At 44.4% G+C, this 24,084-nt stretch carries 18 protein-coding genes and 1 pseudogene; 16 read left to right on the top strand and 3 right to left on the bottom strand.

Annotation, left to right across the window (positions count from 1 at the left end):
- Nucleotides 1-4 precede the first annotated feature (4 nt).
- Nucleotides 5-508: a sporulation membrane protein YtrI gene (gene ytrI, locus MKY50_RS14875; RefSeq protein WP_003229408.1), complete on the bottom strand. Its 504-nt coding sequence runs from the start codon at nt 506-508 to the stop codon at nt 5-7.
- Nucleotides 505-846 carry a sporulation membrane protein YtrH gene (gene ytrH / locus MKY50_RS14870; protein ID WP_003229410.1) on the bottom strand — a complete coding sequence of 114 codons (342 nt, stop codon included), beginning with the start codon at nt 844-846 and terminating at the stop codon, nt 505-507. Before ytrH ends, ytrI begins: the two co-directional genes overlap by 4 nt.
- A gap of 139 nt (nt 847-985) precedes the next feature.
- On the opposite strand from ytrH, the gene dnaE reads away from it, so the two are divergent.
- The 7 genes from dnaE to MKY50_RS14835 all read left to right on the top strand — a co-directional run bounded on the left by dnaE (nt 986) and on the right by MKY50_RS14835 (nt 11,290).
- Nucleotides 986-4,333, top strand: a complete 3,348-nt coding sequence (gene dnaE / locus MKY50_RS14865; protein WP_341116879.1) for a DNA polymerase III subunit alpha — start codon at nt 986-988, stop codon at nt 4,331-4,333.
- 136 nt (nt 4,334-4,469) lie between these two features.
- Complete coding sequence (gene maeB, locus MKY50_RS14860) at nt 4,470-5,702, top strand: NADP-dependent malic enzyme (RefSeq protein WP_014664951.1); 1,233 nt, start codon at nt 4,470-4,472, stop codon at nt 5,700-5,702.
- 334 nt (nt 5,703-6,036) lie between these two features.
- Nucleotides 6,037-6,909, top strand: coding sequence for an acetyl-CoA carboxylase, carboxyltransferase subunit beta (gene accD / locus MKY50_RS14855; RefSeq protein WP_003223544.1), 873 nt, complete (start codon nt 6,037-6,039; stop codon nt 6,907-6,909).
- On the top strand, nt 6,894-7,871 hold the full coding sequence (gene accA, locus MKY50_RS14850) for an acetyl-CoA carboxylase carboxyl transferase subunit alpha (RefSeq protein WP_003229417.1): 978 nt from the start codon (nt 6,894-6,896) through the stop codon (nt 7,869-7,871). The genes accD and accA overlap by 16 nt, the downstream gene beginning before the upstream one ends.
- 183 nt (nt 7,872-8,054) lie before the next feature.
- Entirely contained in the window at nt 8,055-9,014 is a 960-nt protein-coding gene (gene pfkA, locus MKY50_RS14845) for a 6-phosphofructokinase (RefSeq protein WP_003229420.1), read from the top strand.
- 42 nt (nt 9,015-9,056) lie between these two features.
- Nucleotides 9,057-10,814, top strand: a complete 1,758-nt coding sequence (pyk, locus tag MKY50_RS14840) for a pyruvate kinase (RefSeq protein WP_004398560.1) — start codon at nt 9,057-9,059, stop codon at nt 10,812-10,814.
- Between the two features lie 92 nt (nt 10,815-10,906).
- A complete protein-coding gene (locus MKY50_RS14835) occupies nt 10,907-11,290 on the top strand; it encodes an FxsA family protein (RefSeq protein WP_338382560.1) in 384 nt (127 codons plus the stop codon).
- 32 nt (nt 11,291-11,322) lie between these two features.
- Here the strand turns inward: MKY50_RS14835 and ytvI are convergent, their stop codons facing one another.
- Complete coding sequence (gene ytvI / locus MKY50_RS14830; protein ID WP_029318231.1) at nt 11,323-12,438, bottom strand: sporulation integral membrane protein YtvI; 1,116 nt, start codon at nt 12,436-12,438, stop codon at nt 11,323-11,325.
- 96 nt (nt 12,439-12,534) lie between these two features.
- Between ytvI and MKY50_RS14825 the strand changes: the two genes are divergently transcribed.
- The 9 genes and pseudogenes from MKY50_RS14825 to ytaF form a co-directional block, all read left to right on the top strand.
- The gene (locus MKY50_RS14825) at nt 12,535-12,999 is read left to right on the top strand and encodes a DUF441 domain-containing protein (RefSeq protein ID WP_004398695.1); all 465 of its coding nucleotides are present in this window, start codon (nt 12,535-12,537) and stop codon (nt 12,997-12,999) included.
- Nucleotides 13,000-13,333: 334 nt separating this feature from the next.
- Nucleotides 13,334-14,452 carry a citrate synthase gene (gene citZ, locus MKY50_RS14820; protein WP_004398810.1) on the top strand — a complete coding sequence of 373 codons (1,119 nt, stop codon included), beginning with the start codon at nt 13,334-13,336 and terminating at the stop codon, nt 14,450-14,452.
- A gap of 164 nt (nt 14,453-14,616) precedes the next feature.
- Nucleotides 14,617-15,888 (top strand): NADP-dependent isocitrate dehydrogenase, encoded by a 1,272-nt coding sequence (gene icd, locus MKY50_RS14815; protein WP_003229433.1) that lies wholly within the window; start codon nt 14,617-14,619, stop codon nt 15,886-15,888.
- Between the two features lie 43 nt (nt 15,889-15,931).
- A complete protein-coding gene (gene mdh / locus MKY50_RS14810; RefSeq protein ID WP_003237775.1) occupies nt 15,932-16,870 on the top strand; it encodes a malate dehydrogenase in 939 nt (312 codons plus the stop codon).
- A 211-nt stretch (nt 16,871-17,081) separates the two neighbouring features.
- Nucleotides 17,082-17,804 carry a two-component system response regulator PhoP gene (gene phoP / locus MKY50_RS14805; protein ID WP_003229442.1) on the top strand — a complete coding sequence of 241 codons (723 nt, stop codon included), beginning with the start codon at nt 17,082-17,084 and terminating at the stop codon, nt 17,802-17,804.
- Entirely contained in the window at nt 17,797-19,536 is a 1,740-nt protein-coding gene (phoR, locus tag MKY50_RS14800; RefSeq protein ID WP_014480538.1) for a sensory box histidine kinase PhoR, read from the top strand. Before phoP ends, phoR begins: the two co-directional genes overlap by 8 nt.
- Nucleotides 19,537-19,779: 243 nt before the next feature.
- Entirely contained in the window at nt 19,780-22,422 is a 2,643-nt protein-coding gene (gene polA, locus MKY50_RS14795; RefSeq protein ID WP_251233307.1) for a DNA polymerase I, read from the top strand.
- A gap of 22 nt (nt 22,423-22,444) precedes the next feature.
- A complete protein-coding gene (gene mutM / locus MKY50_RS14790) occupies nt 22,445-23,275 on the top strand; it encodes a DNA-formamidopyrimidine glycosylase (protein WP_024572149.1) in 831 nt (276 codons plus the stop codon).
- 148 nt (nt 23,276-23,423) lie between these two features.
- A pseudogene (gene ytaF / locus MKY50_RS14785) lies at nt 23,424-24,074 on the top strand (sporulation membrane protein YtaF); the annotation flags it as partial.
- Nucleotides 24,075-24,084 lie beyond the last annotated feature (10 nt).

Genomic DNA, 24,084 nt, shown 5'->3' with positions numbered 1-24,084 from the left:
ATAATTATGTGGCGAAAGATATTTCAAGTTCCACTGTCAGCCTCGTATAAATAATCAATTCTCTGACGGTTGCCTCGTATTTTTTTTCATTGATCATATAGACTTTATTTTCAATTGTCCGCTTCAAGAGATCCTTTGTTTGATAGACGCTCTCTATGTCTTTTGTAATCACCTCTGAAATATCATCCTTTACATGCTCCTCGAATTTCGTTTTATCCGGCTGTGATATTTTATATTTATCCCCATTCAGCAATTTGACGCTGACGCTTTGAATCAGCAGTTTTCTTTTATTATCTTCATTCAGTTTATGGAGATCTTCCTGATAGATCGAAATTTGATTGTTCAAGTCTTTTACATGCTCTTTTTGCTTTTCGATGAGGCTGACCTGCTCCTCTTGGAATGTTCCGTAAGTAAACAGGAAAAAGAACCAGCTAATTACGGCTCCGCACATCATTCCCGCGAAAAAACGCTGCCATCCCGGTTTTTTGTAATGCTGGGGGACCCTCATGAAGAAAGATGCTCCTGGGTCAGCCATGATATAATAAGCCAGCCGCTTTGCGCGCCTCCCATGGCCGAAATAATTAAAAGAAGCTGTTTAAAGATATCTCTCGTATTGCCTTCGAGTATGCCGCGTTCAAAGCTGTATACCGCATCAAAGGTGCCTCCGATAGCTGCGACAAGCGCCCATATTTTTAACCGGTTGGCAAGCTTTGTAATGGCTGTAAGCGGGGGTTCGCCTGCCAAATATGCTCCGAGCCCTCCAATGAGTGCGCCCCCGATCAGCACCCCTAACGCAATGAAGTAGCTATTGATAAAATTCACCATAAATCCTGCTTCCTGATCCATCTTTATCACCTCACCTTTTATATCATATTGAGCTTTCAGGACAAGTATGATGATGAGTCAAAAAAGAACATTTGTTTCTTTTGGAAACCGGCCTTATAATGAGGGAAGAAATGAATCGTAATGAGAAAGAGGTGATAGCATGTCTTTTGTTCACCTGCAAGTGCATAGCGGGTATAGCCTGCTAAACAGCGCCGCGGCTGTGGAAGAGCTCGTCAGTGAAGCTGACAGGCTCGGATATGCGTCTTTGGCGCTGACAGATGATCATGTCATGTACGGAGCTATTCAATTTTATAAAGCTAGCAAGGCGAGAGGGATCAACCCAATAATCGGTTTGACGGCTTCTGTTTTTACAGATGACAGCGAGCTTGAAGCATACCCGCTCGTCCTGCTGGCAAAATCAAATACAGGCTATCAAAACCTGCTGAAAATCAGCAGCGTTCTGCAATCTAAATCAAAAGGCGGACTGAAGCCGAAATGGCTTCACAGTTATCGAGAAGGGATTATCGCAATAACGCCCGGCGAAAAAGGATATATTGAAACGCTTCTTGAAGGAGGGCTGTTCGAACAGGCTGCTCAAGCCTCGCTGGAATTTCAGTCTATATTCGGAAAGGGAGCTTTTTATTTCTCCTATCAGCCTTTTAAAGGGAATCAAGTCTTGTCTGAGCAGATTCTAAAGCTGTCAGAAGAAACGGGTATCCCTGTTACGGCCACAGGCGATGTGCATTACATAAGGAAGGAAGATAAGGCTGCCTACCGTTGTTTGAAAGCGATTAAAGCGGGGGAAAAACTGACGGATGCACCCGCTGAAGATTTGCCTGATCTCGATTTGAAACCACTCGAAGAAATGCAAAACATTTATCGAGAGCATCCCAGGGCACTGCAAGCTTCTGTAGAGATCGCGGAACAATGCCGGGTTGACGTCAGTCTCGGGCAGACCCGTCTACCGTCTTTTCCGACCCCAGACGGAACGTCCGCTGATGATTATTTAACGGATATCTGTATGGAGGGACTCCGCAGCCGTTTCGGCAAGCCTGATGAACGATACCTTCGCCGTCTTCAATATGAGCTTGATGTCATCAAGCGGATGAAGTTCAGCGATTACTTTCTGATCGTGTGGGATTTTATGAAGCACGCCCATGAAAAAGGGATTGTTACAGGACCGGGAAGGGGTTCTGCGGCGGGTTCTCTTGTGGCATATGTGCTGTATATCACAGATGTTGACCCGATTAAGCATCACCTTCTGTTTGAAAGATTTTTAAATCCCGAACGCGTCAGCATGCCGGATATTGATATTGACTTTCCCGATACTAGAAGGGATGAAGTCATTCAATATGTTCAGCAGAAATACGGTGCGATGCACGTCGCACAGATTATCACCTTTGGAACACTTGCGGCAAAGGCGGCGCTCCGGGACGTCGGCAGAGTATTCGGCGTCAGCCCGAAGGAGGCAGATCAGCTTGCAAAACTCATTCCTTCAAGACCGGGAATGACGCTGGATGAAGCGAGACAGCAGTCACCGCAGCTGGATAAGCGGCTTCGGGAGTCAAGCCTGCTTCAGCAAGTCTATTCAATTGCCCGGAAAATAGAAGGGCTGCCAAGGCATGCATCAACCCACGCAGCGGGCGTTGTCCTGAGTGAAGAACCGTTAACAGATGTTGTTCCGCTTCAAGAAGGGCATGAAGGGATCTATTTAACGCAATACGCGATGGACCATCTTGAAGACTTGGGCCTTTTAAAAATGGATTTCTTAGGTTTGAGGAATCTGACACTTATTGAATCCATCACTTCAATGATTGAAAAAGAAGAAAATATTAAAATAGATCTTTCAAGTATTTCCTACAGCGATGACAAAACGTTCTCCTTGCTGTCAAAAGGGGATACGACAGGCATTTTCCAGCTTGAATCTGCAGGGATGAGAAGCGTCTTGAAACGGCTGAAACCTTCGGGCCTAGAAGATATTGTGGCGGTCAATGCACTGTACCGGCCGGGTCCGATGGAAAATATTCCGTTATTTATCGACCGTAAACACGGCCGGGCGCCTGTTCACTATCCTCATGAAGATTTAAGGAGCATTTTGGAAGATACATATGGCGTCATTGTGTATCAGGAACAAATTATGATGATTGCTTCCCGTATGGCGGGGTTTTCTTTAGGCGAAGCGGACCTATTGAGAAGGGCGGTCAGCAAAAAGAAAAAAGAAATCCTGGACAGAGAGCGAAGCCATTTTGTTGAAGGGTGCTTAAAAAAGGAGTATTCTGTAGACACTGCAAATGAGGTCTACGATTTAATCGTCAAATTCGCAAACTATGGCTTTAACAGAAGCCATGCGGTGGCATACAGCATGATCGGGTGCCAGCTTGCGTATTTGAAAGCTCATTATCCGTTATATTTTATGTGCGGATTGCTGACAAGCGTCATTGGCAATGAGGATAAAATCTCTCAATATCTTTACGAAGCAAAGGGGAGCGGGATTCGTATCCTTCCTCCGTCAGTGAATAAAAGCAGTTTTCCGTTTACCGTTGAAAACGGATCTGTCAGATACAGCCTCCGCGCGATAAAAAGTGTAGGCGTCTCAGCAGTCAAAGATATATATAAAGCAAGAAAAGAGAAACCATTTGAAGATCTTTTCGATTTCTGCTTTCGCGTGCCGTCAAAAAGCGTAAATCGCAAAATGCTTGAAGCACTTATCTTTTCTGGTGCGATGGACGAATTCGGCCAAAACCGGGCCACGCTGCTCGCATCCATTGATGTTGCTTTGGAACATGCTGAGCTATTCGCCGCGGACGATGACCAAATGGGATTGTTTTTAGATGAATCGTTTTCAATTAAGCCGAAGTATGTGGAGACGGAGGAGCTTCCTCTGGTGGATTTACTTGCGTTTGAAAAGGAAACGCTTGGCATTTATTTTTCAAATCATCCCCTCTCCGCCTTCCGAAAACAGCTCACTGCGCAAGGAGCAGTCTCCATTCTGCAGGCTCAGCGGGCAGTCAAAAGGCAGCTTTCACTAGGCGTTCTGCTGTCGAAGATCAAAACGATTCGGACGAAAACAGGTCAAAACATGGCGTTTTTAACGCTCAGTGATGAAACCGGCGAGATGGAAGCCGTAGTCTTCCCTGAACAATTCAGACAGCTTTCTCCCGTTTTAAGAGAAGGCGCTCTTTTGTTCACTGCGGGGAAATGTGAAGTTAGACAAGATAAGATCCAATTCATCATGTCCCGGGCAGAATTATTAGAAAATATGGATGCAGAAAAAGCGCCATCGGTTTATATAAAAATAGAAAGCAGTCAGCACAGCCAGGAGATCCTGGCAAAGATTAAGCGCATTTTGCTGGAGCATAAAGGGGAAACAGGCGTTTATCTCTATTATGAAAGGCAAAAACAGACGATTAAGCTACCTGAGTCGTTCCATATCAATGCAGATCACCAGGTGTTATATCGCTTAAAAGAGCTGTTGGGTCAAAAAAACGTCGTTTTAAAACAGTGGTAACGATTCGCTTTTTGTTATACAATTGGAGCAATTATGTGATCCTGTTTAAATATTCAGATAGATTTACTCCGCAGAATGCAGCAATCAACGCAGCAGTATACGAATCAAAAAATATCCATAAGGAGTGTTTAGTAGAATGTCATTAAGAGAAGAAGCATTACACCTGCATAAAGTCAACCAGGGGAAACTGGAGTCTAAATCAAAAGTAGAGGTCAGAAATGCAAAAGATCTAAGCCTCGCTTATTCTCCGGGTGTTGCAGAACCGTGTAAGGATATTCATGAAGACATTAACAAAGTATATGATTATACAATGAAGGGGAACATGGTAGCAGTTGTAACTGACGGTACAGCTGTGCTTGGCCTTGGAAACATCGGCCCTGAAGCGGCGCTTCCTGTTATGGAAGGGAAAGCAGTTCTTTTCAAAAGCTTTGCGGGCGTAGATGCGTTCCCGATTGCTTTAAACACAAACGATGTTGATAAAATCGTTGAAACTGTAAAATTGCTGGAACCAACATTTGGCGGCGTCAACCTTGAAGATATTGCAGCGCCAAACTGCTTTATCATTGAAGAGCGCCTCAAAAAAGAAACAAACATCCCGGTTTTCCATGATGATCAGCACGGTACTGCCATTGTAACCGTAGCAGGTCTTGTGAACGCGCTGAAACTGTCTGGAAAATCCATGTCATCCATTAAAGTTGTCGCAAATGGCGCGGGTGCGGCTGGCATTGCGATTATCAAGCTTCTTCATCATTATGGCGTTCGCGACATTGTGATGTGCGATTCCAAAGGGGCCATTTATGAAGGGCGCCCGAACGGCATGAACGATGTCAAAAATGAAGTGGCGAAGTTCACGAACCAAGACCGCAAAGACGGTTCTCTGAAAGATGTCATCGTTGATGCTGACGTATTTATCGGTGTCTCTGTAGCAGGCGCGCTAACAAAAGAAATGGTTCAAAGCATGGCAAAAGATCCGATTATCTTTGCAATGGCAAATCCAAATCCGGAAATCATGCCGGAAGATGCGCGTGAAGCCGGAGCAAGCGTTATCGGAACTGGCCGTTCTGACTTCCCAAACCAAGTAAACAATGTTCTTGCATTCCCTGGTATTTTCCGCGGAGCACTTGATGTGCGTGCCACTCATATTAACGAGGAAATGAAAATCGCAGCGGTTGAAGCCATTGCTTCACTGGTTTCAGAAGATGAGCTTAGCGCAGATTATGTCATCCCTGCACCGTTTGATAAACGTGTTGCGCCTGCTGTTGCGAAGGCTGTGGCAAAAGCTGCGATGGAAACAGGTGTTGCAAGAATCACTGTTGACCCTGAGGAAGTCGCAGAAAAAACAAGAAAACTTACGATTATTGGTGAATAATTTTAATTCATTCCAAAAATGGCAGCGCGTTGGCGGAGACCGGCGCGCTGTTCTCAAGTTAAACTGACGGCTGAAATTTTTTTAGGGGGTTAGCCTTAAAAAAATTTCAGCCGGGTTTAACATTATTTTTGAATACGCTGTCAACCTTGTCGTTTCAACACCTTATCTGATTTCATACAAGCCTTTCCGAGCACGTCATCGAATAAAAAGTTGTCGAATTGAGGATGACAGCGTTTGACAAAAAAAGTACAATAGTTTCGGTAAAGTTATTAGCAAGTCTATCTGTTTGATGACATGCGGTGAAGAGAACCCTTCACAAAAGGGAGGTAATCATTTGTTAAAGGATATATTCACGAAAAAGAAAAAGTATGCTTCCGTACCGTCTGATCAAGCGAAGCACGATGTTCCGGAAGGCATTATGACAAAATGTCCTAAGTGTAAAAAAATCATGCTCACTAAAGAGTTGGATAAAAATATGCGGGTATGCATGAACTGCGATTATCATTTCCCAATGAACGCAAAACAGCGTATCGAAAGCTTGATGGATGAACAATCCTTTGAGGAATTTAATCAGGGAATGCTCTCGGAAAATCCGCTTGGTTTCCCGGGATATCTGGAAAAGCTTGAAAAAGATCGCGAGAAAACATCCTTAAACGAGGCTGTTGTGACAGGCAAGGGCACCATCGGCGGACACCCGGCTGTTGTCGCCGTCATGGACTCTTCATTCAGAATGGGCAGCATGGGTTCAGTCGTCGGTGAAAAAATCACGCTTGCGATTGAAAAAGCAAAAGCTGATAAAGTTCCGTTTATTATTTTTACGGCTTCAGGCGGTGCTAGAATGCAGGAAGGCGTATTAAGTTTGATGCAGATGGCAAAGACAAGCTCTGCGTTAAAACTGTTCAGTGAAGAACAGGGTCTTATTATTTCAGTAATGACGCATCCGACTACCGGGGGCGTATCAGCAAGCTTTGCATCCCTTGGCGATTACAATTTCGCTGAGCCTGGCGCGCTGATCGGTTTTGCCGGAAGACGGATTATTGAACAGACAATAGGAGAAAAACTGCCTGAGGACTTCCAAACGGCTGAGTTTTTATTAAAACATGGACAGCTTGATGCGGTTATTCATCGCGACGATATGAAAAAAACGTTAGAAAATCTGCTGGATATGCATCAAACAGGAGGTGACATTGAGTGGCTCCAAGATTAGAATTTGAAAAACCGGTGATTGAACTGCAAACCAAAATCGCCGAACTAAAAAAATTCACCCAAGATTCCGATATGGATCTAAGTGCGGAAATCGAACGGCTCGAAGACCGTCTCGCTAAGCTTCAGGATGATATTTACAAAAATTTGAAGCCGTGGGACCGGGTTCAAATCGCGCGTCTGGCGGACCGTCCGACAACTCTTGATTATATCGAACACCTGTTTACCGACTTTTTTGAATGTCACGGAGACAGAGCGTACGGGGACGATGAAGCCATTGTCGGCGGGATTGCGAAGTTCCACGGCCTCCCTGTAACGGTAATCGGGCATCAGCGCGGCAAAGACACGAAGGAAAACCTAGTCCGCAATTTTGGGATGCCGCATCCAGAAGGCTACAGAAAAGCGCTTCGTCTGATGAAACAGGCTGACAAATTTAACAGACCAATTATCTGTTTTATTGATACGAAGGGGGCATACCCTGGACGAGCAGCTGAAGAAAGAGGACAAAGTGAAGCTATTGCCAAAAACCTGTTTGAGATGGCCGGCCTTCGAGTGCCTGTTATCTGCATCGTCATTGGTGAAGGCGGAAGCGGCGGAGCCCTTGGTCTGGGTGTAGGCAATCACTTGCATATGCTGGAAAACTCTACTTATTCTGTTATTTCTCCGGAAGGTGCCGCGGCACTTTTATGGAAGGACTCCAGTCTTGCTAAAAAAGCAGCAGAAACAATGAAAATCACTGCGCCGGATTTAAAAGAATTAGGTATTATAGATCATATGATTAAAGAAGTAAAAGGCGGAGCGCACCATGATGTGAAGCTGCAGGCAAGCTATATGGACGAAACCCTTAAACAATCGTTAAAAACTTTACTGAAGCTGAGCGAAGAAGAATTAGTTCAGCAGCGTTATGAAAAATATAAAGCAATTGGCAAAGTCTCGGTTGAAGATCAATATATCGGGGTAAACTAAATAAACGTGAAGCCTTTGGCTCACGTTTATTTTTTGTGACATTCCTTAAATTTTATTTAAAAACAATTTATTTAATTGTATAATAGGTAAGGTTTCATAGGGAGGATGGAGATCCCTTTTCATTGTTTTTAGGGCAATGATCATGTTATGTTTAATCATATATGTTGCTGAGGTGAATGGAGAATGAAACGAATAGGGGTATTAACGAGCGGCGGGGATTCCCCGGGAATGAACGCAGCAGTTCGCGCAGTAGTCAGAAAAGCGATCTATCATGACGTTGAAGTTTACGGTATTTACAACGGATACGCGGGATTGATCAGCGGAAAGATTGAAAAGCTTGAACTCGGATCAGTAGGCGATATTATACATCGTGGAGGGACTAAGCTTTATACGGCGAGATGTCCTGAATTCAAAACAGTTGAAGGCCGTGAAAAAGGGATAGCAAACTTGAAGAAGCTTGGTATTGAAGGCCTTGTTGTTATCGGCGGAGACGGTTCCTATATGGGTGCGAAAAAATTAACGGAACACGGGTTTCCATGTGTAGGTGTACCGGGTACAATTGATAATGACATTCCGGGCACTGATTTTACAATCGGTTTCGATACAGCTTTAAATACAGTAATTGACGCAATTGATAAGATTCGCGATACAGCGACTTCTCATGAACGTACATATGTAATCGAAGTAATGGGCCGTCATGCCGGCGATATCGCATTGTGGGCCGGTCTTGCAGGGGGCGCAGAATCGATCTTAATCCCTGAGGCAGACTATGACATGCACGAAATCATTGCCCGCTTAAAACGCGGCCACGAACGCGGCAAGAAGCACAGTATTATTATTGTTGCCGAAGGTGTAGGCAGCGGTGTTGAATTCGGGAAACGCATTGAAGAAGAAACAAATCTTGAAACTAGGGTATCTGTATTGGGCCATATCCAGCGCGGAGGTTCTCCGAGTGCTGCTGACCGTGTGTTGGCAAGCCGTCTCGGCGCATATGCAGTTGAACTGCTGCTTGAAGGAAAAGGCGGACGCTGTGTAGGTATACAAAACAATAAGCTTGTAGACCATGATATTATAGAAATACTTGAGACAAAACACACAGTTGAGCAAAACATGTATCAGCTTTCAAAAGAACTGTCTATCTAATGTACAGCTGAAGGCTGAAGATTTCAGAAGGAAGTGAACCAAATGAGAAAAACTAAAATTGTTTGTACCATCGGTCCGGCAAGTGAAAGTATTGAAATGCTTACGAAATTAATGGAGTCAGGAATGAACGTGGCTCGATTAAACTTTTCTCACGGAGATTTTGAGGAGCACGGTGCAAGAATTAAAAATATCCGCGAAGCAAGTAAAAAACTTGGCAAGAACGTTGGAATTCTGCTTGATACAAAAGGTCCTGAAATCCGCACACATACAATGGAAAACGGCGGTATTGAGCTTGAAACAGGCAAAGAGCTCATTATTTCAATGGACGAGGTTGTAGGAACAACAGATAAAATTTCAGTGACATATGAAGGTTTAGTCCATGACGTTGAACAAGGTTCAACGATTCTGTTAGATGACGGCCTTATCGGTCTTGAGGTACTTGATGTAGATGCCGCTAAACGCGAAATCAAAACAAAAGTATTAAACAACGGAACACTCAAAAATAAAAAAGGTGTTAACGTACCGGGCGTAAGTGTCAATCTTCCGGGGATTACTGAAAAGGATGCGCGAGACATCGTTTTCGGTATTGAGCAAGGAGTAGACTTCATCGCACCATCTTTCATTCGACGTTCTACGGATGTGCTCGAAATCCGTGAGCTTCTTGAAGAGCACAACGCTCAGGATATTCAAATCATCCCTAAAATCGAAAACCAAGAGGGCGTTGACAACATCGATGCGATTCTCGAAGTGTCTGACGGCTTAATGGTTGCACGCGGAGACTTAGGTGTGGAAATTCCAGCTGAAGAAGTGCCGCTTGTGCAAAAAGAACTGATCAAAAAATGCAACGCGCTGGGCAAACCTGTTATTACAGCGACACAAATGCTTGACAGCATGCAGCGCAACCCGCGTCCGACTCGTGCGGAAGCAAGTGACGTTGCAAACGCGATCTTCGACGGAACAGATGCGATCATGCTTTCTGGTGAAACTGCTGCCGGAAGTTACCCGGTTGAAGCAGTTCAAACAATGCATAACATCGCGTCCCGTTCTGAAGAAGCATTAAATTATAAAGAAATTCTCTCAAAACGCAGAGACCAAGTGGGCATGACAATTACAGACGCAATTGGACAATCTGTCGCACATACGGCGATTAACCTGAATGCTGCTGCGATCGTAACGCCGACAGAAAGCGGCCATACAGCACGTATGATTGCAAAATACCGTCCGCAGGCTCCGATTGTTGCGGTTACTGTAAATGACTCTATTTCCAGAAAGCTTGCCCTCGTATCTGGCGTATTCGCGGAAAGCGGCCAAAATGCGAGCTCAACAGATGAGATGCTTGAGGATGCTGTCCAAAAATCATTGAACAGCGGAATTGTAAAACACGGCGATCTTATCGTTATTACAGCTGGCACTGTCGGTGAGTCCGGCACTACGAACTTAATGAAGGTTCATACTGTCGGCGATATCATCGCTAAAGGCCAAGGCATTGGACGCAAATCAGCTTACGGTCCGGTTGTCGTTGCACAAAATGCAAAAGAAGCTGAGCAAAAAATGACTGACGGTGCGGTACTTGTTACCAAAAGCACTGACCGTGATATGATTGCATCCCTTGAAAAAGCGTCTGCTCTTATTACAGAAGAAGGCGGTTTGACTAGCCATGCTGCGGTAGTCGGATTAAGCCTTGGCATCCCGGTTATCGTGGGTCTGGAAAATGCGACATCTATTTTGACAGATGGCCAGGATATTACAGTTGACGCTTCCAGAGGCGCAGTCTATCAAGGCCGTGCGAGCGTTCTTTAATTACAGGTGAAAATGGAAGGGGAATCCCTTCCTTTTCTCTTTATCATGCCTTTTGTTGAACAGAACGTGTTACACGTGTGGGGGGCTTGGATATGAGATTTTTGTTTTTGCTTTTTATTGTGTTTCCGGCAATAGAAATCGGTATATTCCTATTTTTAGGAAAGCTGATTGGCATTTTACCGACAGTTCTATTCATGATTCTGACTGGCATTATCGGCGCAGCAGCTGCAAAAAAACAAGGAACCGAAGTGTATTATAAGGTTCAGCGTGATCTTCAATATGGCAAAATGCCGGGAGAAGCGATTGCTGACGGTCTGTGCATTTTCATTGGCGGTCTATTGCTGATGCTTCCGGGCTTTTTATCAGATTTGGCCGGCGCCTGTCTTCTTACCCCGTTTACCCGCGGCTGGTGTAAGCCGATTCTGTTCAAATGGCTGAGAGGTATGTCGAAGAATAAGCGGATCATCATCAAATAAAAAACGGCAGCCATGAAAAAACGGCTGCCGTTTTATTTTTGCTGAACGGTGATATAGGACCATATTTCTTTTAATGCGCCTGTTGTGATGAAAGCTTGGATGATGACGAGTACAGCCGGTCCCGCAATCAGTCCTAAAAACCCGAATAATTTAAAGCCGGCAAACAGGGCGATGAGTGTTGCCAGCGGATCGATCCCGATAGATTTACTTAGTATCTTGGGCTCTGTCAGCTGCCGCTGAATAAGAACGACGAGGTACAGGATACCAATTCCGATCGCTTGGGGCAGCTGGCCCGTAATCGATAAATACAAAATCCAGGGCACAAATACGGAGCCGGCACCTAAGTAAGGGAGAAGATCTACAAGCCCGATTAAAAAAGCAATTGTTGCGGCGTGTTCAACCTTTAAGAGAGAAAGGCCGATAAATACAATCACCATCGTGATGAAAACGAGGACGGCTTGTGCTTTGATAAAACCAGCCATTGCTTTTTTTAATTCGCTGCTGATCGCTTTGCTGTTAGCTGTCACACGATCCGGCAGAATTAAAACAAGCATGGCTTTAAGCTTATGCCAATCCTTTGTCATAAAAAAGGTTGCCAGAAGAGAAAAAATCAGAACCGCCGCCGTATTGGGAAGAAGAGCGAAAAATCTCGGGATCATCTCTAGAATGTGGGACAGCAGGAGCCCGGCATTTTTAGCGGCAGAATCTCCGAGTGTCTGGATATGAGTGACGATGGAAGCCTGCTGGTTCGTTTCCAATTCTTGAAACAAAAGAGTTAACTCGTTATAGAGCGGCTGAATATGAGTTGTAAACAATTTTTCGCAATATGAAATAAACGTGCTGATATGCGGAGGCAGCGTTTTTGCTAGATAGGCTGTTCCCGTTACGATTTCGGCTACCAGAATGGTAAGGACGCCGAAGGCTGCGAGCAGAAAAAAAGCAAGAACGCCCAGAACATTTATCGTTCGGGGGAATCCTGTCACTTTGTCCAAATAATCGACAACAGGATGAATCACTGAAGATAGAATAAGGGCGATCAGGAACGGATAAGTTAACGGAAACGAATAATAGGCCGCAGCTATCGACCCTGCGGTCATTGATATGACAAAGAGGGTTCTGAAAAAAATAGTGATATAAGATTGATTCACAAAAACGGTCCTCCTCTCGTCAGCATGTCCTATTTTTTATATGTATTCACGCTGCGGCTGAATATGAATACATTCATCTTAAAGGAGGGATGGCATGTGTTTACACAAGCGAATTTATTTTTAATTTTACTCTTGGCTATCGCACTTATCGCAAAAAACCAATCATTGCTCTTTGCTGTATCCGTCCTTTTGATCATCAAAATCGTTGGGCTTGATCAGAAATTATTTCCGACCATCCAGTCAAAAGGCATTAACTGGGGTGTGACCATTATTACCATCGCCGTTCTTGTCCCGATTGCCACGGGAGAAATCGGATTTAAGCAGCTTGGAGAAGCAATGCGGTCTTCCTACGCATGGATCGCCCTTGGAGCGGGGATCGCAGTGGCGCTGATTGCAAAAAACGGCCTGACCCTGCTTGAAAATGATCCGCATATTACAACTGCTCTCGTGATCGGGACCATTCTTGCAGTCGCGCTTTTTGGAGGAGTTGCGGTGGGGCCGCTGATCGGAGCGGGGATTGCTTATTTAGCCATGCAGATCGTAAAACTGTTCACTTCATAAAAAAAAGCGGCCTTAAAGCCGCTTTTTTTTTATGCAAAAACCCGCAAATAAAGGCGTTTTTTCGGGGAAATCACAGAATGAAAAAAAAAAATTATAGGTAAACATTTAACAAATGTCTGATTATTGTTTATAATGAGAATAGGCTTAAACTTAAATAAGCTTATAAGAATTTGTTATGTTCTTTCATAAGCAAAGGGTTTTAGTTCCAGCAGCCAGTAAAATGTAAGCATTTTCTTTTTGGGGGAGAGAAATACTTGCATCGTGCTTTTTAAGTAAGCCTCATGTTTTTACAACACTCTTAAAGGGGAAATTTATTGAAAAGGAGATGTTATATATGACAGCGACACGCGGTCTTGAAGGGGTTGTAGCAACAACATCATCTGTTAGTTCTATTATTGATGATACCCTTACATATGTGGGGTATGATATCGATGATTTGACAGAGAATGCAAGTTTTGAAGAAATCATCTACTTGCTTTGGCATCTAAGGCTGCCAAACAAAAAAGAGCTTGAAGAGTTAAAGCAGCAGCTTGCAAAGGAAGCTGCCGTTCCGCAAGAAATTATTGAGCACTTCAAATCTTATTCCCTCGAAAATGTTCATCCCATGGCTGCTCTTCGGACAGCAATTTCATTACTAGGCCTGCTAGACAGCGAGGCTGATACCATGAACCCGGAAGCCAACTACAGAAAGGCGATCCGCCTTCAGGCAAAGGTGCCTGGCCTGGTTGCAGCGTTTTCCAGAATTCGCAAGGGTCTTGAGCCTGTTGAACCGAGAGAAGATTACGGTATTGCGGAGAATTTTCTTTACACATTAAACGGTGAAGAGCCTTCACCAATTGAAGTTGAAGCCTTCAACAAAGCATTGATTTTACATGCTGACCATGAGCTGAACGCGTCAACGTTCACAGCGAGGGTCTGCGTCGCAACACTTTCTGACATCTATTCAGGCATTACTGCAGCAATCGGCGCGCTGAAAGGGCCTCTTCACGGCGGAGCGAATGAAGGCGTTATGAAAATGCTGACAGAAATCGGTGAAGTGGAAAACGCTGAGCCGTACATCCGCGCTAAACTTGAAAAGAAAGAAAAAATCATGGGATTCGGCCACCGTGTGTATAAGCATGGTGATCCGCGCGCGAAGCATCTGAAAGAAATGAGCAAGCGCCTGACCAACCTGACAGGCGAAAGCAAATGGTATGAGATGTCGATTCGTATAGAAGACATCGTCACATCAGAGAAAAAGCTTCCGCCTAACGTTGATTTCTATTCGGCTTCTGTATATCACAGCCTCGGTATTGACCATGATTTGTTTACACCGATTTTTGCTGTAAGCAGAATGTCCGGCTGGCTCGCTCATATTCTTGAGCAGTATGACAACAACCGTCTGATCCGCCCGCGGGCAGATTACACAGGACCTGACAAACAAAAATTCGTTCCGATTGAAGAAAGAGCCTAAAGAACCATTGGAGGCTGGCTTGCGTCAATGAGGTTAGCCTCTTGTTCAGAACATCAAAATTGGGTTACACTTTAAATTGAATGTTGGGAAAAATCATTTTGTTTTCTATATAAGAAAAATAAAATGTTTTCTAAATATGAATTACATACTGGGAGGTTTTTATTGTGGCACAAGGTGAAAAAATTACAGTCTCTAACGGAGTATTAAACGTACCAAACAACCCGATTATCCCATTTATCGAAGGAGACGGAACCGGTCCTGATATTTGGAACGCGGCTTCGAAGGTTTTGGAAGCAGCAGTAGAAAAAGCATACAAAGGCGAAAAGAAAATTACATGGAAAGAAGTTTACGCCGGAGAAAAGGCTTATAATAAAACAGGTGAGTGGCTCCCTGCTGAAACATTAGATGTGATCCGTGAATATTTCATCGCGATTAAAGGCCCGTTAACGACACCTGTCGGCGGCGGTATCCGTTCTTTGAACGTAGCGCTCAGACAAGAGCTTGACCTATTCGTCTGCTTAAGACCTGTAAGATACTTTACTGGAGTGCCGTCACCGGTAAAACGCCCTGAAGATACTGATATGGTCATCTTCCGTGAAAATACAGAAGATATTTACGCAGGCATCGAGTATGCAAAAGGCTCTGAAGAAGTGCAAAAGCTTATCAGCTTCCTTCAAAATGAGTTAAACGTCAACAAAATCCGTTTCCCTGAGACATCAGGTATCGGCATTAAGCCTGTTTCAGAAGAAGGAACAAGCCGCTTGGTCAGAGCTGCCATTGATTATGCGATCGAGCATGGCCGCAAATCTGTAACGCTTGTTCACAAAGGAAACATCATGAAGTTCACAGAAGGCGCCTTCAAAAACTGGGGCTATGAACTTGCTGAAAAAGAATACGGAGATAAAGTCTTTACATGGGCTCAATATGACCGCATTGCTGAAGAACAAGGAAAAGACGCTGCCAACAAAGCGCAAAGCGAAGCGGAAGCAGCAGGAAAAATCATTATCAAAGACAGCATTGCTGACATTTTCCTTCAGCAGATCTTAACGCGTCCAAACGAGTTTGATGTCGTTGCGACAATGAACTTGAACGGAGATTACATTTCAGATGCTCTTGCTGCGCAAGTCGGCGGAATCGGCATTGCTCCTGGAGCGAACATCAACTACGAAACAGGACATGCGATTTTCGAAGCGACGCACGGAACGGCTCCTAAATATGCAGGCCTTGATAAAGTAAACCCATCTTCGGTTATTCTTTCAGGTGTTCTGCTTCTTGAGCATTTAGGATGGAACGAAGCGGCTGATTTGGTTATCAAATCTATGGAAAAAACAATCGCTTCCAAAGTCGTAACTTACGATTTTGCTAGATTAATGGACGGGGCGACTGAAGTGAAATGCTCAGAGTTCGGAGAAGAACTGATCAAAAACATGGACTAAGCAAGGAAAAAGCCTAAAACTAGCCATAAAGGAGAAGAGAGACATGGGAAATACTCGTAAAAAAGTTTCTGTTATCGGAGCAGGTTTTACCGGAGCTACAACTGCATTTTTAATCGCTCAAAAAGAGCTGGCAGACGTTGTTCTTGTTGACATTCCGCAATTGGAGAACCCGACAAAGGGAAAAGCGCTTGATATGCTTGAAGCAAGCCCAGTTCAAGGCTTTGACGCAAAAATTACGGGAACATCCAATTACGAGGATACAGCTGGCTCTGACATTGTAGTCATTACAGCCGGTATCGCAAGAAAACCTGGTATGAGCAGAGATGATCTGGTCTCTACAAACGAAAAGATTATGAGAAGCGTTACGCGGGAAATCGTGAAATATTCTCCTGACTCTATTATTGTGGTGCTGACAAATCCTGTTGATGCAATGACATACGCGGTGTACAAAGAATCAGGCTTCCCTAAAGAGCGTGTAATCGGCCAGTCCGGTGTGCTTGATACGGCAAGATTCAGAACATTTGTGGCAGAGGAATTAAACCTGTCAGTGAAAGATGTGACTGGTTTCGTACTCGGCGGACACGGTGACGATATGGTTCCGCTTGTGCGTTATTCTTATGCTGGCGGTATCCCGCTTGAAACTCTTATTCCGAAAGAACGGATTGACGCAATTGTGGAGCGCACTAGAAAAGGCGGAGGCGAAATCGTGAATCTTCTTGGAAACGGAAGCGCGTATTATGCGCCTGCGGCTTCTCTGACTGAAATGGTCGAAGCGATCTTGAAAGATCAGCGCCGCGTTCTTCCTACAATTGCTTATCTTGAAGGGGAATACGGCTATGAAGGCATCTACCTTGGTGTTCCTACAATTGTAGGCGGCAACGGTCTTGAGCAAATCATTGAACTTGAACTGACAGACTATGAAAGAGCGCAGCTGAATAAATCAGTTGAATCTGTCAAAAATGTCATGAAAGTATTATCCTAATAAAAAGAGAGAAAGGCTTGCTTAATACAGCCTTTCTCTTTTTACTATATATGAAAGCGCTATCATGCACATCTTTATTTCTTTTAAAAATGATGTAAAAGGCGAATTGTCGGAATGTCCTGCTTTCGCTAAAATAAAATCATGAAACATGTTAAGATGACATAAAATAGAGAAATAGGATGTCGGGGAATTATAATACTGGAGGCACAGCATGAACAAGAAAATTTTAGTTGTGGATGATGAAGAATCTATTGTTACTCTTTTACAGTACAATTTGGAACGGTCAGGCTATGATGTCATTACCGCCTCGGATGGGGAAGAAGCACTCAAAAAAGCGGAAACAGAGAAGCCTGATTTGATTGTGCTTGATGTGATGCTTCCAAAATTGGACGGAATCGAAGTATGCAAGCAGCTGAGACAGCAAAAACTGATGTTTCCCATTTTAATGCTGACAGCGAAGGATGAGGAATTCGACAAAGTATTAGGGCTGGAGCTCGGTGCTGATGATTATATGACCAAGCCGTTCAGTCCAAGGGAAGTAAATGCGAGAGTCAAAGCGATTTTAAGGCGTTCGGAAATAGCTGCGCCCTCTAGTGAGATGAAGAACGATGAAATGGAAGGCCAGATCGTAATCGGCGATCTGAAAATCCTGCCTGATCATTATGAAGCGTACTTTAAAGAAAGTCAGCTTGAACTGACACCGAAAGAATTCGAACTGTTGCTCTATTTAGGCAGACATAAAGGCAGAGTTCTGACAAGAGACCTGCTGCTGAGCGCAGTCTGGAATTATGATTTTGCCGGAGATACGAGAATTGTTGATGTGCACATCAGCCATCTTCGCGACAAAATTGAAAACAATACCAAAAAACCGATCTACATTAAAACGATTAGGGGATTGGGGTATAAACTGGAGGAGCCAAAAATGAATGAATAAATACCGTGTGCGCCTTTTTTCTGTATTCGTTGTCTGTATGATTCTGGTGTTTTGTGTTCTCGGGCTGTTTTTACAGCAGCTTTTTGAAACATCTGATCAAAGGAAAGCAGAGGAACACATTGAAAAAGAAGCAAAATACTTGGCTTCGCTTCTTGATGCCGGCAATCTGAATAATCAAGCAAATGAGAAAATCATTAAAGATGCAGGCGGCGCGCTTGATGTGAGCGCATCCGTTATCGATACAGACGGTAAGGTGCTGTATGGGTCAAACGGGAGATCGGCTGATTCCCAAAAGGTGCAGGCGCTTGTTTCTGGCCATGAGGGTATTCTGTCAACAACAGATAACAAGCTTTATTACGGACTTTCACTTAGAAGCGAAGGTGAAAAAACAGGATATGTGCTGCTTTCCGCCTCTGAAAAAAGCGACGGCTTAAAAGGCGAATTGTGGGGGATGCTGACGGCCAGTCTTTGTACCGCATTTATCGTCATTGTTTATTTTTATTCCAGCATGACCTCACGTTATAAAAGGTCAATTGAGTCAGCGACAAATGTAGCCACAGAACTCTCTAAGGGCAACTACGATGCACGGACGTACGGCGGCTATATTAGGCGTTCTGATAAGCTAGGACATGCGATGAACAGCCTTGCCATTGATCTGATGGAAATGACGCGAACGCAGGAAATGCAGCGGGATCGGCTGCTGACAGTCATTGAAAACATTGGCTCCGGGCTGATTATGATCGACGGAAGAGGCTTTATTAATCTCGTAAACAGGTCTTACGCCAAGCAGTTTCATATCAATCCGAATCATATGCTGCGCCGTCTTTATCACGATGCATTTGAACATGAAGAAGTGATCCAGCTTGTCGAAGACATTTTTATGACGGAGACAAAGAAATGCAAGCTGTTAAGACTGCCGATCAAAATAGAACGGCGTTATTTTGAAGTGGACGGTGTTCCGATTATGGGGCCGGACGATGAATGGAAAGGAATTGTGCTTGTTTTCCATGACATGACGGAAACAAAGAAATTAGAGCAGATGAGGAAGGATTTTGTGGCCAATGTTTCTCATGAGCTGAAAACGCCGATTACGTCCATAAAAGGGTTTACGGAGACGTTATTGGACGGGGCGATGGAGGATAAAGAGGCGCTTTCTGAATTTCTCTCTATTATTCTTAAGGAAAGCGAAAGGCTTCAGTCTTTGGTTCAGGATTTGCTCGATCTCTCAAAAATCGAGCAGCAAAATTTCACGCTCAGTATCGAAACGTTTGAGCCGGCCAAAATGCTTGTTGAGATTGAAACGCTTCTGAAGCATAAGGCGGATGAGAAAGGCATCTCCTTGCACCTGAATGTCCCGAAAGACCCTCAATATGTATCTGGTGACCCGTACAGGCTGAAACAGGTATTTCTTAATCTCGTAAACAATGCGTTAACCTACACGCCTGAGGGGGGCTCCGTGGCTATCAATGTAAAGCCCAGAGAAAAAGACATTCAGATTGAGGTTGCCGATTCTGGAATCGGAATTCAGAAAGAAGAAATTCCGCGCATCTTTGAACGCTTTTACCGCGTAGATAAAGACAGAAGCAGGAATTCGGGCGGAACCGGGCTGGGCCTTGCGATTGTCAAGCATTTAATAGAGGCTCATGAAGGGAAAATTGATGTCACAAGCGAGCCTGGACGGGGAACTGTCTTTACCGTGACGCTGAAACGGGCCGCTGAAAAGTCCGCCTAATGTTTACAAAGGTTTAACAATATCTTCATGCACTGTTAAACCTATGCTGGTAGGATGTAGTAGAACCCCTTCATCCAAGGAGCCAATTTTGACGGCGGGAACCTATTTGTGTTCCCGTCCTTTTTTGTGTCTTCTCTTATAGTTCACGTATTTTCCTTTCAAATTGAACTTTGTTAAAATAAGAGGAGCTAATGACTATGTAAGAGATGAATGGAAGCCTGAGGCTTCTTAGGAGGAAATTGAATGACGGAACGAAAAAAATTAGTGCTTGTAGACGGAAACAGTCTGGCTTACCGGGCGTTTTTTGCATTGCCGCTGTTAAGCAATGATAAAGGTGTTCATACAAATGCTGTATACGGCTTTGCGATGATTTTGATGAAAATGCTTGAGGATGAAAAACCGACGCACATGCTGGTTGCGTTTGATGCCGGGAAAACAACATTTCGTCACGGCACATTTAAAGAATATAAAGGCGGCAGACAGAAAACCCCGCCTGAGCTTTCCGAACAAATGCCGTTTATCCGCGAGCTGCTGGATGCCTACCAGATCAGCCGCTATGAACTGGAACAATATGAAGCGGATGATATTATCGGCACACTGGCCAAATCGGCTGAAAAAGACGGATTTGAAGTAAAGGTTTTCTCAGGGGATAAGGATTTAACCCAGCTGGCAACGGACAAAACGACAGTTGCCATTACGAGAAAGGGAATTACCGATGTTGAATTTTACACACCGGAGCATGTCAAAGAGAAATATGGGCTTACGCCTGAACAAATCATTGACATGAAGGGTCTGATGGGCGATTCCTCAGATAATATTCCGGGTGTGCCCGGCGTCGGAGAAAAGACTGCGATTAAGCTTTTAAAACAATTTGATTCCGTTGAAAAGCTGCTGGAGTCCATTGACGAGGTGAGCGGAAAGAAATTGAAGGAAAAGCTTGAGGAGTTTAAGGATCAGGCATTGATGAGCAAGGAGCTTGCGACAATTATGACGGATGCTCCGATTGAGGTATCTGTTTCCGCCCTGGAATATCAAGGCTTTAATCGTGAACAGGTCATTGCCATCTTTAAAGATCTTGGCTTCAACACGCTTCTTGAACGGCTTGGAGAAGACAGTGCAGAAGCAGAACAGGATCAATCGTTGGAAGACATTAATGTCAAAACAGTCACAGACGTGACAAGCGATATATTGGTTTCTCCATCCGCATTTGTCGTTGAACAGATTGGCGATAATTATCATGAAGAGCCGATTCTCGGATTTTCGATCGTAAATGAAACGGGAGCTTATTTCATTCCGAAAGACACTGCCGTTGAGTCTGAGGTGTTTAAAGAATGGGTGGAAAATGACGATCAGAAGAAATGGGTCTTCGACAGCAAGCGGGCTGTTGTCGCTTTGCGCTGGCAGGGCATTGAGCTGAAAGGAGCCGAGTTTGATACGCTCCTTGCGGCTTATATCATCAACCCGGGCAATTCATATGACGACGTTGCGAGTGTGGCTAAGGATTACGGCCTGCATATCGTTTCAAGTGATGAATCAGTTTATGGAAAAGGAGCAAAACGGGCAGTGCCGTCAGAAGACGTACTGTCTGAGCACCTTGGCCGCAAAGCGTTAGCGATTCAAAGCCTTCGGGAAAAGCTCGTTCAGGAGCTGGAAAACAACGACCAGCTTGAACTGTTTGAAGAGCTGGAAATGCCTCTTGCGCTTATTCTCGGCGAAATGGAATCAACTGGCGTCAAAGTCGATGTTGACCGTTTAAAACGGATGGGTGAAGAACTGGGTGCGAAGCTGAAGGAATATGAAGAAAAAATCCATGAGATTGCGGGAGAGCCGTTTAACATCAATTCTCCGAAACAGCTAGGCGTCATCTTATTTGAAAAGATCGGCCTTCCTGTCGTAAAGAAAACGAAAACAGGCTATTCTACGTCTGCCGATGTGCTTGAAAAGCTGGCTGACAAGCATGATATTGTCGACTATATTTTACAGTACAGACAAATTGGCAAGCTTCAATCAACATATATCGAAGGGCTTTTAAAGGTGACGAGACCGGATTCGCATAAAGTGCACACGCGATTTAACCAGGCCTTAACGCAAACTGGCCGTCTCAGTTCGACTGATCCGAACCTGCAAAACATTCCGATCAGGCTTGAGGAAGGGCGGAAAATTCGCCAAGCTTTTGTGCCGTCTGAAAAAGATTGGCTCATTTTTGCAGCCGATTATTCACAAATCGAGCTGCGGGTGCTTGCCCATATTTCAAAGGATGATAATCTGATCGAAGCTTTTACAAATGATATGGATATTCACACGAAAACGGCAATGGATGTGTTCCATGTCGCTAAGGATGAAGTGACATCTGCGATGAGACGCCAGGCGAAAGCGGTCAACTTTGGCATTGTTTACGGGATCAGCGATTACGGTCTGTCACAGAACCTCGGCATTACCCGGAAGGAAGCGGGAGCATTTATCGACCGCTATCTGGAAAGCTTCCAAGGCGTAAAAGCGTACATGGAAGATTCAGTACAGGAAGCGAAGCAAAAAGGATACGTAACAACGCTTATGCATCGCCGCCGCTACATCCCTGAGCTGACGAGCCGGAACTTTAATATCCGAAGTTTTGCAGAGCGGACGGCCATGAATACGCCGATTCAAGGAAGCGCCGCTGATATTATCAAAAAAGCCATGATTGACATGGCTGCCAAGCTGAAAGAAAAACAGTTGAAAGCAAGGCTTCTGCTTCAAGTACACGATGAATTGATTTTTGAGGCGCCAAAGGAAGAAATTGAAATTCTTGAAAAGCTTGTTCCTGAAGTGATGGAGCATGCGCTTGCATTAGATGTGCCGTTAAAGGTGGACTTTGCATCAGGCCCATCTTGGTACGATGCGAAATAAACAGAGATAGGAAGTGATGGATGTGCCGGAATTACCAGAGGTTGAGACGGTCCGGCGCACTCTGACCGGGCTTGTAAAGGGAAAAACAATCAAATCGGTAGAGATCAGATGGCCGAATATCATCAAACGGCCTGCCGAACCGGAGGAATTTGCGCGAAAACTAGCAGGAGAAACGATACAGTCCATCGGAAGACGGGGAAAGTTTTTACTGTTTCATTTAGATCATTATGTTATGGTTTCTCACCTTCGAATGGAAGGAAAATACGGTCTTCATCAAGCCGAGGAGCCTGACGATAAACACGTGCATGTCATATTCACGATGACGGATGGAACCCAGCTTCGGTACAGGGATGTGCGGAAATTTGGAACCATGCACTTATTTAAACCGGGAGAAGAAGCGGGCGAGCTCCCGCTTTCTCAGTTAGGTCCGGAGCCGGATGCAGAAGAATTTACGAGTGCGTATTTAAAAGAACGGCTTGCGAAAACAAACCGCGCTGTCAAAACTGCCCTACTGGATCAAAAAACGGTAGTTGGACTAGGGAACATTTATGTGGATGAGGCTCTTTTTAGAGCGGGTGTCCATCCCGAGACAAAAGCAAATCAATTATCAGATAAAACAATCAAAACCCTTCACTCTGAAATCAAAAACACTCTGCAGGAGGCGATTGATGCGGGCGGAAGCACAGTCCGTTCATATATCAACTCCCAAGGGGAAATCGGAATGTTCCAGCTGCAGCATTTTGTCTACGGAAAAAAAGACGAGCCATGCAAAAATTGCGGAACGATGATTTCGAAAATTGTCGTTGGAGGAAGAGGCACGCATTTTTGCGCAAAGTGCCAGAAAAAAAAGTAGCATAATGCTTCATCGTCCAAGCTGTCGGTGCATATATCAGTAACTCTGTAATGGAGGATGCCATTTTCGAAACACGGATTTTTCACTTTCCCATATATATGATTGTGATGAATCCCGGGCATTTCACATCTGATACAAGAGCACCAACAGAAAGGAAGAAACGGATATGCAAATGGTTTCTATACTGCTGCTGGCGTTGGCTGTCAGCTTGGACAGTTTTTCAGTCGGATTTACGTACGGATTGAGAAAAATGAAAATACCGTTTAAAGCGATTTTGGTTATCGCCTGCTGTTCCGGTGCTGTCATGTTTATATCCATGCTGATCGGAAGCTTTCTCACGAAGTTTTTTCCTGTATATGTGACGGAGAAGCTTGGCGGTTTGATATTGGTTGGAATCGGTGCGTGGGTTCTGTACCAATTCTTCAAACCGGCAAAAGATAAAGAATACCTATTGCATGAAAAAACGCTGCTTAATTTAGAGGTTCGGTCATTAGGGATTGTGATTCATATTTTGAGAAAACCCATGAGTGCGGATATCGACAAATCGGGTGTGATCAACGGAATTGAGGCGGTCTTATTGGGATTTGCCTTATCGATTGATGCCTTTGGAGCAGGTATAGGCGCAGCCATTCTCGGTTTTTCGCCGATTGTGATGAGCATCGCCGTGGCAATCATGAGCTCGCTGTTTGTATCAATTGGAATCAATGCCGGCCATTTTCTGTCTAAGTGGAAATGGATCGATAAAATGGCGTTTTTGCCGGGGCTTCTATTAATCACGATTGGGCTCTGGAAATTGTAAAAAGGAGTGG

The sequence above is a fragment of the Bacillus sp. FSL R7-0685 genome, from assembly GCF_038002425.1.
Taxonomy (GTDB): Bacteria; Bacillota; Bacilli; order Bacillales; family Bacillaceae; genus Bacillus; species Bacillus subtilis.
This window is presented reverse-complemented; position numbering and strand designations above follow the sequence as displayed.